Annotated in this window: 12 protein-coding genes and 1 pseudogene; 12 read left to right on the top strand and 1 reads right to left on the bottom strand. The window is 61.2% G+C overall.

Translation table 11 applies throughout. The features are described 5' to 3' along the window. Nucleotides 1-1,047, bottom strand: a 1,047-nt coding sequence (locus O6929_06255) for a hypothetical protein (GenBank protein MCZ6479986.1), incomplete at its 3' end; no start/stop codon positions are given. Between the two features lie 457 nt (nucleotides 1,048-1,504). Here O6929_06255 and O6929_06260 point away from each other — a divergent pair. The 12 genes and pseudogenes from O6929_06260 to O6929_06315 form a co-directional block, all read left to right on the top strand. Further along, nucleotides 1,505-3,286, top strand: coding sequence for a methanol/ethanol family PQQ-dependent dehydrogenase (locus O6929_06260; GenBank protein ID MCZ6479987.1), 1,782 nt, complete (start codon nucleotides 1,505-1,507; stop codon nucleotides 3,284-3,286). Between the two features lie 220 nt (nucleotides 3,287-3,506). Then, nucleotides 3,507-4,325 carry a substrate-binding domain-containing protein gene (locus O6929_06265; protein MCZ6479988.1) on the top strand — a complete coding sequence of 273 codons (819 nt, stop codon included), beginning with the start codon at nucleotides 3,507-3,509 and terminating at the stop codon, nucleotides 4,323-4,325. Nucleotides 4,326-4,388: 63 nt separating this feature from the next. Further along, nucleotides 4,389-4,787, top strand: coding sequence for a c-type cytochrome (locus O6929_06270; protein MCZ6479989.1), 399 nt, complete (start codon nucleotides 4,389-4,391; stop codon nucleotides 4,785-4,787). Nucleotides 4,788-4,882: 95 nt separating this feature from the next. Beyond that, nucleotides 4,883-5,922: pseudogene (locus O6929_06275) on the top strand (cytochrome-c peroxidase). A gap of 69 nt (nucleotides 5,923-5,991) precedes the next feature. Then, nucleotides 5,992-6,396, top strand: coding sequence for a c-type cytochrome (locus O6929_06280; protein MCZ6479990.1), 405 nt, complete (start codon nucleotides 5,992-5,994; stop codon nucleotides 6,394-6,396). A 436-nt stretch (nucleotides 6,397-6,832) separates the two neighbouring features. Next, nucleotides 6,833-8,722: a universal stress protein gene (locus O6929_06285; protein MCZ6479991.1), complete on the top strand. Its 1,890-nt coding sequence runs from the start codon at nucleotides 6,833-6,835 to the stop codon at nucleotides 8,720-8,722. 59 nt (nucleotides 8,723-8,781) lie between these two features. Continuing rightward, nucleotides 8,782-10,122 carry a radical SAM protein gene (locus O6929_06290; GenBank protein MCZ6479992.1) on the top strand — a complete coding sequence of 447 codons (1,341 nt, stop codon included), beginning with the start codon at nucleotides 8,782-8,784 and terminating at the stop codon, nucleotides 10,120-10,122. A gap of 12 nt (nucleotides 10,123-10,134) precedes the next feature. Further along, nucleotides 10,135-10,527: a hypothetical protein gene (locus O6929_06295; protein MCZ6479993.1), complete on the top strand. Its 393-nt coding sequence runs from the start codon at nucleotides 10,135-10,137 to the stop codon at nucleotides 10,525-10,527. Between the two features lie 9 nt (nucleotides 10,528-10,536). Continuing rightward, complete coding sequence (locus O6929_06300) at nucleotides 10,537-11,427, top strand: P-loop NTPase (protein ID MCZ6479994.1); 891 nt, start codon at nucleotides 10,537-10,539, stop codon at nucleotides 11,425-11,427. Then, complete coding sequence (locus tag O6929_06305; protein MCZ6479995.1) at nucleotides 11,424-11,951, top strand: PCP reductase family protein; 528 nt, start codon at nucleotides 11,424-11,426, stop codon at nucleotides 11,949-11,951. Before O6929_06300 ends, O6929_06305 begins: the two co-directional genes overlap by 4 nt. A gap of 52 nt (nucleotides 11,952-12,003) precedes the next feature. Beyond that, entirely contained in the window at nucleotides 12,004-13,800 is a 1,797-nt protein-coding gene (locus O6929_06310) for a cytochrome ubiquinol oxidase subunit I (GenBank protein ID MCZ6479996.1), read from the top strand. A gap of 1 nt (nucleotide 13,801) precedes the next feature. Further along, nucleotides 13,802-14,047, top strand: a 246-nt coding sequence (locus O6929_06315) for a hypothetical protein (protein MCZ6479997.1), incomplete at its 3' end; no start/stop codon positions are given.

The following is a 14,047-nucleotide window of genomic DNA, read 5'->3' on the forward strand; positions in this document are numbered from 1 at the left end:
GGGTCGTCCGTCCCCATCCAGGTCGGCCGCGGAGATGCCGACAAGCGCCTCTTCCAGGTTCTTATGGATGGGGCCGGGCTTCTCCGATTCCAGGAGGATCTCGCCAGGCTGTGATTCCCTTTTAGTAATGACAAAGCCGGCCGGGGCTTCCTCGGCCCTTGCACTGAGTGGAGAGGTCCTCGGGATAACCTCCTCTTTGACTTGCGGCTCTACCCAGGCGGGGCGGTCTGCTGAAGGCTGGGAGGGAGGCGCGGGGCGGGCCATACGAGGGGTCGGGAGGGACATCGGTGGGCCAAGGGCAACGACCTCGGCGTAGGTCCCGGCTGTGTAGCCCGAGAGGACCGAGCGGGCCTTTGCCGCGATCTTGACCCCACTGGCGTCGGGCAGGACCAACGGCTCGACGAAAAGCCCGATCTCGCCGGCAGTTCGCAAGAGGTTTTGCGCCTCTTCACCCTGAGGCTCCCGCTTGAGCCGGACGACTCGGACCCGGGACACTTGCCCGAACGCGATCTCGAAAGCCTGGTCTGTGAGGGCTGCGGTCGCCCCGGGGTGGTGTGCCAGGTCACGGGTGGGCAGGAGCAAGATGGTGATGCGGGAGGGTGTGACCAGCTCGTCTCCCGCGCGCGGGGGGACCCGAGACCAGAGGAGGATCGCCCTGGCCTTGTCCTGCCGCACCGCCGTCAGGCGGACGGCGCCGATCACCATGGGAAAGGCGCCTGGTCCTGACTTTTCCGGTGCGCGTGTCAGAAGATACTCCGCGTCCAGGGTCGCCTCGCTCTTCTCGAGCTTGATCACCAGGCCCACCGGAGGGACGACAAAGATGACACGGCCCAACTCTTCTTCTGGGGCGGTGGAGAGGTCGGCGGTGAGCCGTTTGGCGATCGTTTCAGCGGCGCTTGACAAATCAGAGGCGGGAGCAGCCGGAGGGGGTGAAGAGAGCAGAATCAGAGTGATAGTGATAGAGGCCAGGCCAAAAACGGAGAAAACAAAACCCCGTTCGGATCCCGAGGCTCTTTGTCTCGATCCTTGTTCAGGGAGGTCTTTCACCGTTTCCTCGTGTTTGATATCCGCTGAGCAAACGTATTGCAGAGCTGGCCGATCTTTAGCTCGTCACGGCCTGTTTTGTCCGTGTGGGCCGGAACCGCGGTGAAAGATGATACAGGTTATGTTTCTAGTTCTTTAGCTTACCTGCCTTCTTTATCCGGGAGGCGAGCCCCTGTCAAGGGTTTTTTTCTATTTTTGTCTTGACAAGGGGGAAAGGGATTGGCTATTTTAAGCGGCAGCCTCAAATTGGAACCGAGTTTTATATTCACTTCTGTTGTTTCCAAGGAAGCACCCGCGAACGACACGGGTGCCGATTCCTTGAGACGAGAAAGGAGGTGAGCGATCGACGGAATATTAGATGAATGTAAGTAGGCGGAGGGGGTTACGAGTGTTCTTCGATCATGACGCAAAATTAATCACCGGATCGTAATACGCAACCCCAAAGGCAGGAGAGTGAACGATGAAGCGACTGCTGATGTTGTCCCTCTCCATAGTGTTGTTACTCCCCCTAGCAGTCCAAGCCAACAAAGAACTCCTCAAGCTGCAGGACGATGATGGCCAGTGGGTCATCCAGCGCAAGAACTATGCGGCCACTGGATACAGCCGCCTGACCCAGATCAACAGGAAGAACGTCAAGAACCTCAAGGTCGCCTGGTCGTTCTCGCTGGCAACGCTTCAAGGCCAAGAGGGAGCACCGCTGGTTGTCGGTACCACGATGTACGCGCACAGCTCCTTTCCCAATCACGTCTATGCCCTCGACCTGACGAAGGAGGGAGCCCCGTTAATCTGGAGCTATACCCCGAAGCAGGACAAGCGGGCGATGGCGGTGGCCTGCTGCGACTTGGTTCACCGGGGCTTGAGTTACGTGGCGGGCAAGATCTTCATGGGCACGCTGGACGGCTGGGTGATCGCCCTGGACGCCAAAACGGGCAAAGAGATCTGGAAAGTCAGGAATGCTGACCCCGCCAAGGGCGAGACGATGACCGGCCCCAATCTGATCATCAATGACAAGTATATCGTCGGCGTCTCCGGCGGCGAGTTCGGGATCCGGGGTTGGGTCGCGGCGTACAACGTCAATACCGGCAAGCGGATGTGGAAGGCCTACAGCATGGGGCCCGATAAGGATCTGCTCCTTGCCAGCGACTTCAACGCCGCCCATCCAGAGTACGGCCGGTTCGGCCAGGGGACCAAGACCTGGCCCCGCGATCAGTGGAAGATTGGCGGGGGGTCTACGTGGGGCTGGTATTCCTGGGACCCGAAACTGAACCTCTTCTACTATGCGACCGGGAACCCCGGGACCTGGAATCCCACGCCGCGCAAGGGGGATAACAAGTGGTCGATGACGATCTGGGCCCGGAATCCGGACGACGGGAAGGCTAAGTGGGCCTACCAGATGACCCCCTGGGATGCGTGGGACTACGACGGGGTCAACGAATCTATCCTCACCACCCAGACCATCAGGGGGAAGAAGGTCCCGACCCTGACTCACTTCGACCGGAACGGCTTTGGCTATACGCTGGATCGCCGAGACGGGACGATTATCGTGGCCGAGCCCTTCGTGTTTGTCAACTGGGCAACAGGGATCGACAAGAAGACGGGGCGGCCGATTGAGGTTCCGTCAAAACGGACGAAGCAGGGAGTGGACACCAAGGACATCTGCCCGTGCGCCATGGGGGGCAAGGACCAGCAGCCGGCGGCCTACTCCCCGAGGACCAAACTCTTTTACGTCCCCACGAACAACATGTGCATGAACTACGAGGGAGTCCTCGTCAAGTACACGGCGGGGGCGGCCTATGTTGGTGCGAACGTCCTGATGTTCCCGGGCCGCGGCGGTCACCTGGGTGAGTTCCTTGCCTGGGATGGAGCCAAGGGGAAGAAGGTGTGGGGCATCAAGGAGCCCTTCCCGGCCTGGAGCGGTGCCCTGGCGACCAAGAGCGATCTGGTGTTTTACGGGACCATGGACGGGTGGTTCAAGGCAGTGGACGCCCGGAACGGCAGGCTCCTGTGGAAGCACAAGATGGGCTCGGGGACCATTGCAGTCCCGATGACCTACCTCGGCCCTGATGGCAAGCAGTATGTAGCCATCTATGCGGGGGTCGGAGGCTGGTTTGGCGCCCCGGTGTCGCTCGACCTGCCTCCGGATGATCCCTTCGGCGCGCTCGGCGCGGTCGGGGTCGCGTACGGGGCCGGTCTGGATAAGGCCACGACCAAGGGCGGTATGCTGTACGTGTTCGGCCTGTAAACCCACGGGTTACCCGGCGCCGGGGACCTCGTCTCCGGTGCCGGGTCCCTTTCCTGGCAATCATTGCCAAACAATCACCCCGCTCTGGCGGGGTGATTTTTTTGGGCGGGAGTCCTTGCATGGCATAGCTGAAGTCCGTAGTATGTCATGTGCTGAATAGGGGGGCCGGCCAACGCGTCTAAGCTAAGGAGAGGAAACCCCGAAAGGCGGAGACAGATTCATGAGCCGAAAAGTGCTGTACCTCGCGGCAGTGCTGCTCTTCGTGCCCTCTGCTTTTGTGGTGGGTGCATGGGGAGGCGAGGCGAAAAAGTTGCGGGTCTGTGCCGATCCGAACAACCTCCCCTTCTCAAACAAGCAGCAGGAAGGGTTCGAGAACAGGATTGCCGAGCTGACCGCCAAGGCATTGGGCGCGAAGCTCAGCTATTACTGGTGGCCACACCAGCGGGGGCTGGTCCGGAATACCCTCGGGGCGGAGCGGTGTGATGTCCTGATCGGGGTCCCGACGGAGTATGGGCGGGTCCTCGCGACCACACCCTATTACCGCACCGGCTATGTTATTGCCTATTTAAATACGCGCGGCTTTCAGATCGAGTCCCTGGATGATCCGCTCCTGAGGACACTCAGGGTCGGAGTCCATCGCGGTACGCCCCCCGAGGAGGCCTTGGCGAAAAGGGACATTCTCGGTGATAACGTCATCAAATATTCCCTCTTTTACGACTGGGATCACCCGGAAGAATTTCTCACCAAGCCCATGAAGGATCTGATTGCCGGTGAGATCGATGTGGCCGTGCTCTGGGGGCCGGTTGTCGGATACTGTGTGAAGAAGTACACTGGGTGCCCTATGGAGACGGTGCCACTCCAGGAGGATGATCCTCACAATCCCGTGACCTTCCAGATCTCCATGGGGGTCAAAAAGGGCAATAAAGCTCTCAAAGCCCAGTTGGAGGAAGTGCTGAGTAAGAAACAGGCCGAGATCAGGCAAATTCTGGAGGAGTATGGCGTGCCCCTCCTGGTCGTCCAGGCTCCGAGCGGGGCGTGAGTAAAGGGAATCAGCAAGGGAGGCTCGTAACGGTGGAATGGACTCCCTTGAGGGGGGGGGAGGGTGCGGAAGAGGTGGTTCATCGGTGCCGTGGTGCTCGGGCTTACGCTCGGTGGACACCTTGGCATTGCAGGGGCTCAGGATCAGCCAAAGCCAAAGAAGCTGAACCCGTATACAGGAAACCAGGAGGCGATCAAGGAAGGGTGGCAGCTGTACTCTTATTATGGGTGTTCCGATTGCCACGGAAGAGGGGGTGGAGGGGGGATGGCTGACCCGATTCTGGGCTATGAGTGGACGTTTGGCAGCGACGATGGGACCCTCTTCAAGCTGATCAAAGGGGAGATTCCGGAGCAAAGCATGGTGACGGAATTAGGCAAGGAAATGACGGATGACGAGATCTGGAAAGTCCTCGCCTTTGTCCGAACGCTGTACAAAGGCGACCCTAGTGAGATCAATTGGTAGCACCGGACAGGCGGAACGCGGCCGCAAAGGCGGGTGAACGTATGTGGCGGAAGATCCTACTCGGTGCAGGGATCCTCATACTGCTCCTAGGATTCATGGGAAGTGCATGGGCGCGGAAAAGCCTGCTAGAGAGGGCGCGCGACCGGTTCGAGCCTATCCCGAAAACCCCTCCTGCCTTGATGAGAAACCCCCTCACTCCCGACAAGATCCAGCTGGGGAAGATGCTTCTACTTTGACTCCCGGCTCTCCGCCTCTGGTGTGATTAGCTGTAACACCTGCCACAACATGGGCCTTGGGCTTGTGGACCTGCAGGAAGCTTCTATTGGTCATGCGTGGAAAAAGGGTGGGAGGAACGCCCCCACATTACTGAACGCTCGTTTTAATACTGTTCACTTCTGGGATGGGCGTGGCGAGGACCTGGCCGAGCAGACTTTGGACCCGGTGCAAGGCGCGATGAAGATGAACAACACCCCTGCGCGGGTGGTTGCCACCCTCAAGAGCCTGCCCCAGTATGTTGAGCTATTTGAAAAGGTCTTCGGCGGAGACCCTCGCCTTGGGGACCCTGTCACCTTTGGGAACGTCGGCTATGCACTCGAGGCCTTCCTAGCCACACTCATCACCCCCAACGCTCGCTTCGACCAATACCTGAGAGGGGATCAGAACGCCCTGACCGCTGAGGAAAAAGAAGGACTCGAGGTTTTCATAAACAAGGGCTGTGCAACCTGCCACAAGGGCGTGAACCTGGGTGGTAATGACTACAAGCCCTTCGGCCTGGTGGAACAACCGGGCGCCGACCTGCTGCCCCCAGGGGATAAGGGGCGGTTCACGGTCACGAAGACCGCCAGCGACGAGTTCCTGTTCAAAGTCCCTTCGTTGCGTAACATCGCACTCACCCCCCCCCTATTTCCACTCGGGTAAGGTTTGGGGTCTGAGGGATGCGGTAGAGGTCATGGGGGTGGTACAGGTGGGAGTTAAGATGAACAACGAGGAAATGGACAAGATCACCGCGTTCCTCCGGACCCTTACTGGCGAGCAACCCAAGGTGGAGTATCCCATTCTCCCGCCCAACACGGATGCGACGCCGCGCCCTGCCCCGGGCATCACGGCAGAAAAGGCCGTCGGTACATACAAGTAGCAGGGGGGACCCCGCTTCTCCGGCTCCCGTATCTCCGGAGAAGCGACCCCTCCCTGAAGAGGAGGAACGATGCGGAGGATCTGGTCCATTGGCGCGGTAGCGCTGGGGCTTATGCTTGCTTGGCACCTTGGCTTTGTAGGAGCTCAGGTTCAGGATCAGGCAGAGCCGAAGAAGCTCAACCTCTTCACGGGGAACCCCGAGGCGATCAAGGAAGGGCGGAACCTGTACTTCATGTATGGCTGTAATGGGTGCCACGGAGGAACGGGCGGCGGCGGGATGGGCCGGCCCCTTATTGACGATGAGTGGACGTTTGGCAGCGACGACGAGACCCTTTTCAAATTGATTCGAGGGCAGATTCCGGAACAAACCATGCCCGCGGTTTTCGGTAAGGTGCTGACGGAGGAAGAGACCTGGAAGGTCCTCGCCTTCATCCGATCTCTCTATAAGGGCGACCCCAGTCGGGTCAATTGGTAGCACTGCGTGGATGAAACAGCGTCTGGCTGGCCGCCCGGCCTGTGTACGCCGCTTTCCGTGAAGGAGAGCGGCGTTTTCTGCGTATGGGTAGTCCTTGCCCGCATTATTTACGAAGACACTCCGTTCGTGAATAATGCGCCTGCTGGTGCGGGCTCAGCCGCACCGGCAGGTTTCGACAGGCCGTCCCACGGCCTGCTCAAGGCCAGCCCTGAGCGACGCCCCGCAAACGCGGGGTGGAGTCGAAGCCCGGAGGGCGGATCATTCACTTCTGTGTGAATAATCCGGGCTTGGTCTTGACAAGCAATTGTGAATCAGGGTACAAGAAAGGGCCGAACCTCGGTCCCCGCAGACGCATGCTCACCAATCGCTGAACCTTCCCCTCACAGCCGTAGGGCGGGGGGTCACGTGGATTCACGCCGAGAAGGAGCTATCATCTATGTATAAGACAATCTATGTCCCGGTGGATAACTCCGAGCATTCCAATACGGCTATCGACCTTGCCGTCGCTCTGGGGAAGGCATTCGGGAGCGATCTGGTGGGGAGCCATGTGTACGCAGCCAAGATGCACGACTACCGGTTCCGGCAAATGGAGTACACGCTGCCGCCGGAGTACCAGGTCGAGGAAGAGTTGGAGAAGCAGCGGAGGATTCATGACTCCCTGATCACGATGGGGCTGCAACTCATCTCAGACTCTTATCTTGAGGTCATGGCCCAGAGGGCCCGCGCCGAGGGGCTCACCTGCAAGATGGTCATGATCGACGGCAAGAACTACACCGAGCTGGTTCGGGACATCCGGGAGTCAGACTACGACCTCGTGGTGATCGGGGCCCTGGGGATGGGGGCGGTCAAGACCAGTAACGTTGGGAGCGTCTGCGAGCGGGTGGTCCGGCGCATCGAGACGGACACACTGGTGGTCAAGACGCTGTTGCCACCCGACGCACTCCCGGATGCGGCGATCGTCGTTGGCATCGACGGGAGCCTCCAGTCCTATGCCGGGCTGCAGGCGGCCATCGCGCTGGGGAAGGCCTTTAACCGCCCCGTCGAGGCGGTAGGGGTGTACGACCCGGTCCTACACTATACGGTGTTCCACAGCCTTGCCGATGTGCTGACAGAGAAGGCGGCCAAGGTCTTCAAGTTCAAGGAGCAGGAGCAGCTGCACGAGGAGGTCATCGACACCGGCCTGGCCAAGATCTACCAGTCGCACCTCGAAGTCGCCCGCGAGGTCGCGCGCGATCAGGGGATAAACCTGAAGATCACCCTGCTAGATGGGAAGCCGTTCGACCGGATCCTCCGGTACGTCCGCCAGACGGAACCGTGGATGCTGGTCCTGGGAAAGATCGGGGTGCACAGCGATGATGGCATGGATATCGGCTCCAACAGCGAGAACCTGTTGCGGCTGGCCCCCTGCCACGTGCTGGTGACCAGCCGGAAATTCTATCCGCCGATGGACGTCAAGGCGGAGGCCAGCATCACCTGGACGCCGGAGGCAGAGCAACGGATGGAGAAGGTGCCGGGCTTCGTGAAACAGATTGCCCGGACCGCGGTCCTGCGCTTTGCGCTCGAACGGGGACATTCGGTGGTCACGAACTCCGTGATCGAACAGGTGATGGACATCTTCATGCCTCGCCGGACCGCAGAGAAGGCGGAGAAGCTGGCTCTCGAGCTGGCCGTGGAGCACGTGCGAGAATCAGAGATCCCGACATACATCTGTCGGGTCTGCGGGCATACCGTGCGCGGTGTGCAGCCGGTCGTATGCGTGGTCTGTAGCGCGGATGCGGCACAGTTTGAGAAGGTGGACAAGGCGGCGGTGGAAGCCCTGGCGGCCTCAGAGGGGGCGATTCGGGAGGAAGAGACCTTCGACGGACTCAAGCTCCGCTGGACGGAGGAAGCGAACCGCGTCCTGCGGATGGCGCCCTCCGGGTACATGCGGCGCCGGACCAAAGCCCGCATTGAGAAGTTGGCACGGGTGCAGTACCTGGAGGTGATCACGAAAGACCTGGCGTGGCCGATCGTAGCAGAGATTCTTGAGGATGACCGGGTGATGCAGGACCGGGATGCCCTGACGCCGGAACAGCACATGCTGCGAGCCACCCGCGCGACAGGCAAGACCGACGATCTCTTTACCTGGACGGAGGAAGCGGTGGTGCGGCTCGCTCGGGTCCCCGAGGGGTACATGCGGGATATGACGAAGAAACGGGTGGAAGAAGCTGCCGCGGAGCGGGCGACTCGGGAAATCACGCTGGAGATCGTGGAAGCCGGGATCGAAGTGGGGACGAAGATGATGGCCGAGCTGATCGAGGAATACAACAAGGAAGCTGAGCGTTAAGAGTTGAGAGGTGAGGGGTCAGCTCTGATCTCTAAGCTCTCAGCTCTCAACTGCGGAAGATGACCACTTTCACCCCGTACGCCATCTCCTGGAACCTGACCCAGCGCTGCAACCAGAAATGCGCCCACTGTTACTTGAGCGCATTCCCGGGGGCGAGTGCGGCAGGGGAATTGAGCACGGAAGAATGCTTCTCGGTGATGGACGAGATCGCCGCGGTGAACCGGAACGTCTTGCTGATCCTCACCGGGGGCGAGCCGCTGCTGCGGCCGGACATCTTCGATCTGGGGGCCTACGCGGCGGACAAAGGCTTTACGGTCGTCTTGGGGACCAATGGCTTCCTGCTCAGGCAGAAGCAGGCCAAGGCGATGCGGCAGCACGGGATCCAGGGGGCGAGCATCAGTCTCGACTCCACCGACCCATCCCGCCACGATGCCTTCCGCCAACTGCCGGGGGCGTGGCAGGGGGCAATCCAGGCGACCGAGTCGCTCCGCGCCGAAGGTCTTCCCTTTTCCCTTCATATGAGTGTCACGGACTGGAACGTAAATGAGATCCCTGCCATGATCGACCTTGCCCGCACGTTGGGGGCGAAGGTCCTCAACCTCTTCTTCCTGGTTCGAACGGGGCGGGGGGAGGGGCTTACCGATATTACACCAGAGCAGTACGAGCGGATCCTGACCACCCTCGCGCGGGCACAAGGGGTTGGGCCAGCGCCTCAACCGAGCTCGTCGCAGGCCGACACGACCACCGATGATCCGTGGGGGGCGGCGCTCGGGCGGGCAGGCGACATGTTGATCCGGGCCAAGTGTGCCCCGTTCTTCCGGCGGATCCTGTACGGGCTCGACCCGGCTTCGCCGCTGTTGAGAAACTACGCCGAGGGGAGCTGTCCGGCAGGGCGACATTACTGCCGGATCATGCCGGACGGCGACGTGACCGCATGTCCATACATGCCAGTGGTGGCGGGGAACTTGCGACGGGTTCCGTTCGATGTCCTCTGGCGGGAGGCCGCCCTCTTCAACGACTTACGCGGTGGGCGCCTCGGCGGCCGGTGCGGCGCCTGCGAGTTTTCCAAGGTGTGTGGGGGGTGCCGCTGCCGAGCGTACGCCACGTACGGCGACTACCTGGCGGAAGACCCAGCCTGCGCCTACCAACCTGGGGCCTACGGCGGTCGCGTGATCGAGCTTCCCGCAGAGCAAACCTTTGGGATTGCTGTAGAGCCAACGCTTACCTGGACCGTCGACGCGCAAGCACGGCTCGGGCGAGTTCCCGGTTTCGCCCGAGGCATGGTCATTCAGGCGTTGGAACGCGAGGCCCGCGCCCGTGAAGGTGGCGTTGTTACGGCAGAGCTGATGCAGGAGGTACGGCAGCGGATGCTGGGCCGCTTTCCGTGGTTCGCCAACTGACGAGACAGAGCCATGGCGTCGCAGCAGGAGAAGTTCCGGAAAGCAGCGTGGGCCTACGTGGCCTACGGCGTATGTTACCTGGGGGGCGCGCTTTACATGGCCGCCATGGGTATTGCTCCGCGTGCCCTACGGTCTGGTGACTGGGTCTGGTTCGCCGTGGGTGGTGTGATCGTTATTCTTTTTCCGTGGCTGCTGTGGCGCGGGTTCAAATGGTTCGCGCGGGTTTTGGTTTTCCTCATGGCCTACCGGGCCTGGGAAGTCGGCAAGATTACCCTCGCCCCGCGGATCGAGACGGTGGTGCTGCCGTGGGGGGGATCGATTCCCACAAACTATCCCGCGGCGGCGTTCTTCCTACTGACGGTGGGTGCTGCGGCCATGGTGGCGCGGGCCGCCTGGGATTTGTGAGGTGAGTTAGTGAAAACGTATTGGGACATCGTGGGAGATGGTGGCTCGAACGTGGCCGCGCAAGTCGAGGCACAGAGCGCGCGACTGCGTGGGCGGATGGCGCACATCCGCCGAAAGTTGGCTGTCGTGAGCGGGAAGGGAGGCGTCGGCAAGAGTACCGTGACGGCGAACCTGGCGGCAGCGTTGGCGATGCAGGGCCTCAGGATCGGGGTGCTCGATGCGGACGTGAACGGCCCCTGCATGGGAAAGCTGTTGGGTGTTCGGGGCCAGTCGCTCACGATGGGGCCAGGTGGGATAGTTCCCCCAGAGGGGCCGATGGGGATCAAGGTGGTGTCCATGGACCTGCTCCTTCCGAGCGACGAGACCCCAGTCACGTGGCACGGGTCGGCTCAGCAGGAGAGCTTCATGTGGCGCGGGATGATGGAGGTCAACGCGCTGCGGGAATTCCTGGCGGACACCGCCTGGGGCGAGCTCGATCTGTTGCTGGTAGACCTGCCGCCGGGAACGGACCGGATCAGTCATCTGACCGGGTTACTTCCGGACATGGCTGGCTGTCTCATCATCACGGTCGCATCTGAGGTCTCGCACCTGATCGTGAAGAAGGCAGTGAGCGCCGTCCGCGATGCGCAGTGGGCGCCGACTCTGGGACTGGTGGAGAACATGGGGCGGTTCATCTGTGGGCACTGCGGCGCCGCGGAGGAGATGTTCCCGGGCGGCGATACAGCTGCGATGGCCGCCGCCATGAGTATTCCCTACTTCGGCAGCGTTGCCTTCGACCCACGGCTGGCCGCCGCGTCAGACCGTGGCACACCTTTCGTATTAAGTCATCCCGACACCCCTGCAGGCGAGGCGCTGCTTCGGATCGCCCGTACGATCCAGAAGCAGATGGAGGCGGCATGAAATTCATTTGTGTCTTGTGTGATACGCAGATGAAGCTGGAAGAGACCACGAGCCAGGGGGAAGGATCCCTCAGCATAACCTTCTCCTGCCCGAGCTGCGCCCACCGGACCGCCCTGCTCACCAACCCGTGGGAAACCCAACTCGTCCGGGCCCTTGATGTAAAGATCGGTGGGCGCAGTGGTTCGCCTGAGCCCATGGAGTTCGTCAGGGCGATGTTGGCGGGCGGCCGGATGGGTGCCCTGGAGGGTGCAGGGGATGCCGCATCGCCTGCGGCCGAGGAGGACTCTGCCGCCTCGACGGAGCTCGGCACAGGCTCGCGGTGCCCATTCTCCGCCGTGGCCAACCGCGCGGCCGAGATGGCCTCTGTGTCGTGGGACCCGTCGGCCGAGCGCAGCCTCGAGCGCGTTCCCGAGTTCATTCGACCCATGGCGCGTCAGGGCATCGAACGCTTTGCAGCCGAACACGGATACCCGCGCATTACCGAGGAAGTCATCGAGAAGGTGCGAGGCAGCTTCGGCTTGTAATTCTGCGACACGCAGCAGCGAATTTCCAAATCCCCCTGTTCGGATTTGTACAATGCACGGCAAACGTCAGACCGAGGATCGTACTGTTCTGCGCAGACCGGGGCAATGGCCCTCCGCCTTTCTCTCTATAGGAATCCTCGTCTTGGCCGCGACCGTGGCCTGGGCCCAGGGGGGACCCGGCGATCAGGCGGCCTATCGAAGCTTTCCCCTCATTGGCAGTCGACTGGCGGTGTGGGGCATTGCCCAGCTCCACCTGAACTTCGCGGCCTTCATCCTGGGGGTACCGATTTTCGCAGTGATCATCGAGATCATCGGGTGGCGGAGTAAGGAGGCGCGCTACGACTGGCTGGCCCACGAGTTCGTGAAGCTCATCTTCGCGGCCTTTTCGACGACCGCCCTCTTCGGGGCGTTTCTCCTTTTCCTCCTCATTGCCTACTATCCCAGATTCTGGGGATACTTGACCGGAATCTTTTATCCAACCTTCTGGGTGTACGCGGCGCTCTTCTTCCTGGAGACCTTCACCGTCTACCTCTGGTATTACGGCTGGGAGTGGCTCAGCGGCCCCAAAAAGTGGATCCACATCTCCCTCGGGGTGCTCTCAAACCTCTTCGGCACCGCCATCCTCTTCGTCTCGAACGCCTGGGTCACTTTCATGGTCTCGCCCGGGGGAGTCGATGAGGTGGGCAAACTCACCTCGCTCTGGGGTGCCATCAACAACCCCACTTGGATGCCGCTCAACATCCACCGGCTCCTGGCGAACATCGTCTTCGGTGGCACGATCGTGGCGGCGTACGCGGCCTTCCGGTTCCTGTCGGCCAAATCCGGCGAGGAACGCGCCCGGTACGATTGGATGGGGTATGTCGGCAACTTTGTTGCGATCTCGGCGCTCATGGTGCTCCCATTTGCCGGGTACTGGCTGGGGCGCGAAATTTACGCCTTCAACCAAACCATGGGGATCACCATGATGGGGGGATTCATGTCGTGGCTCTGGGTGGTCCAGGCCATCCTCATCGGTGTCCTCTTCATCGGTTCGAACTACTATCTCTGGCTGGGGATGGAGCGGATCCCCGGCTCTGAGCGCTACCGGCGCTACATTCCCTACATGATCATGATCCTCGCAGCGGGGTTCATCGTCTGGGCCACGCCGCGGAGCATCCCGCTGACGCCTCAGGAGGCGCAGCTCATGGGAGGGACGCACCACCCGGTCCTGGGGGTCCTGGGCGTCATGTCGGCGAAGAACACGGCTGTCAACCTTATGATTCTGACCACCTTCCTCTCTTATCTCCTTTACCGCCGGGCCAACAAGATATCGGTCAAGCCCTGGGTCCGGGCAGGCATGGCCACTCAGGGGGGGATCTTCGGAATTGCCGCTGCCGTCGTAAGCTTTTACGGCGTATACGGCTATTTCGTGGAGTCCGTTGTCAGAATCGGTTTCTCGGTATATCAGGTGCTTGCGGTGCTCGGCGCCATCATACTCGTCATGGCCATTGATATCCCCATGTTCCGGGGTGCGCGCTCAACCGGCTCGATCCGCTGGGGTGCCATCGCGCCACGCTCGCAGTATGTCTTGATCCTGCTCGCCGTGACCTTTACATGGCTCATGGGGCTCATGGGCTTTGCCCGTTCGGGCATCCGCCAGCACTGGCATGTGTACGGCGTGGTCCGGGACACGTCCCCCGAGGCGTTCACCCCGGCCCTTGGGTATGCCGCAAACGTGATCACCATTGTCACGGTAGTCTTCCTTGCCCTTGTCCTTTTCATCTTCTGGCTTGGCGGGCTGGGGGAGAAGGGAAAGGCCGAGGCCCACGGCCGGGCCCCCGTGATCGCTGGCGGCTCGGAGGAAAAATAGTATGCGCGTCCCCGTTGTCGTCAAGGTGGGGGTTTTTTCGTTGCTCGTCATGGGGATCTACACTTACTACGCCAACTCCATCCCACAGATCCAATCCGAGCCCCCGGAGGAGATCTCCCTCGAGGAAGGGAAGGTGACCCCGGAGCAGCTGGCTCGGATCGGGGAGCAGATCTTCAAGGCGAAAGGCACATGCACGATTTGCCATCGGATAGGTCAAGTGGGCGCCCGCGCGCCCGATTTGGCCGGG

The sequence above is a fragment of the Candidatus Methylomirabilota bacterium genome (assembly GCA_027293415.1).
Classification (GTDB): Bacteria; Methylomirabilota; Methylomirabilia; order Methylomirabilales; family CSP1-5; genus CSP1-5.

What these genes read in the sequence shown, in the direction of transcription:
- O6929_06265 (MCZ6479988.1), top strand. Translation starts at nt 3,507, where the DNA reads ATGAGCCGAAAAGTGCTGTACCTCGCGGCAGTGCTGCTCTTCGTGCCC.
- O6929_06260 (MCZ6479987.1), top strand. Translation starts at nt 1,505, where the DNA reads ATGAAGCGACTGCTGATGTTGTCCCTCTCCATAGTGTTGTTACTCCCC.
- O6929_06285 (MCZ6479991.1), top strand. Translation starts at nt 6,833, where the DNA reads ATGTATAAGACAATCTATGTCCCGGTGGATAACTCCGAGCATTCCAAT.
- O6929_06295 (MCZ6479993.1), top strand. Translation starts at nt 10,135, where the DNA reads ATGGCGTCGCAGCAGGAGAAGTTCCGGAAAGCAGCGTGGGCCTACGTG.
- O6929_06280 (MCZ6479990.1), top strand. Translation starts at nt 5,992, where the DNA reads ATGCGGAGGATCTGGTCCATTGGCGCGGTAGCGCTGGGGCTTATGCTT.
- O6929_06290 (MCZ6479992.1), top strand. Translation starts at nt 8,782, where the DNA reads ATGACCACTTTCACCCCGTACGCCATCTCCTGGAACCTGACCCAGCGC.
- O6929_06310 (MCZ6479996.1), top strand. Translation starts at nt 12,004, where the DNA reads ATGCACGGCAAACGTCAGACCGAGGATCGTACTGTTCTGCGCAGACCG.
- O6929_06305 (MCZ6479995.1), top strand. Translation starts at nt 11,424, where the DNA reads ATGAAATTCATTTGTGTCTTGTGTGATACGCAGATGAAGCTGGAAGAG.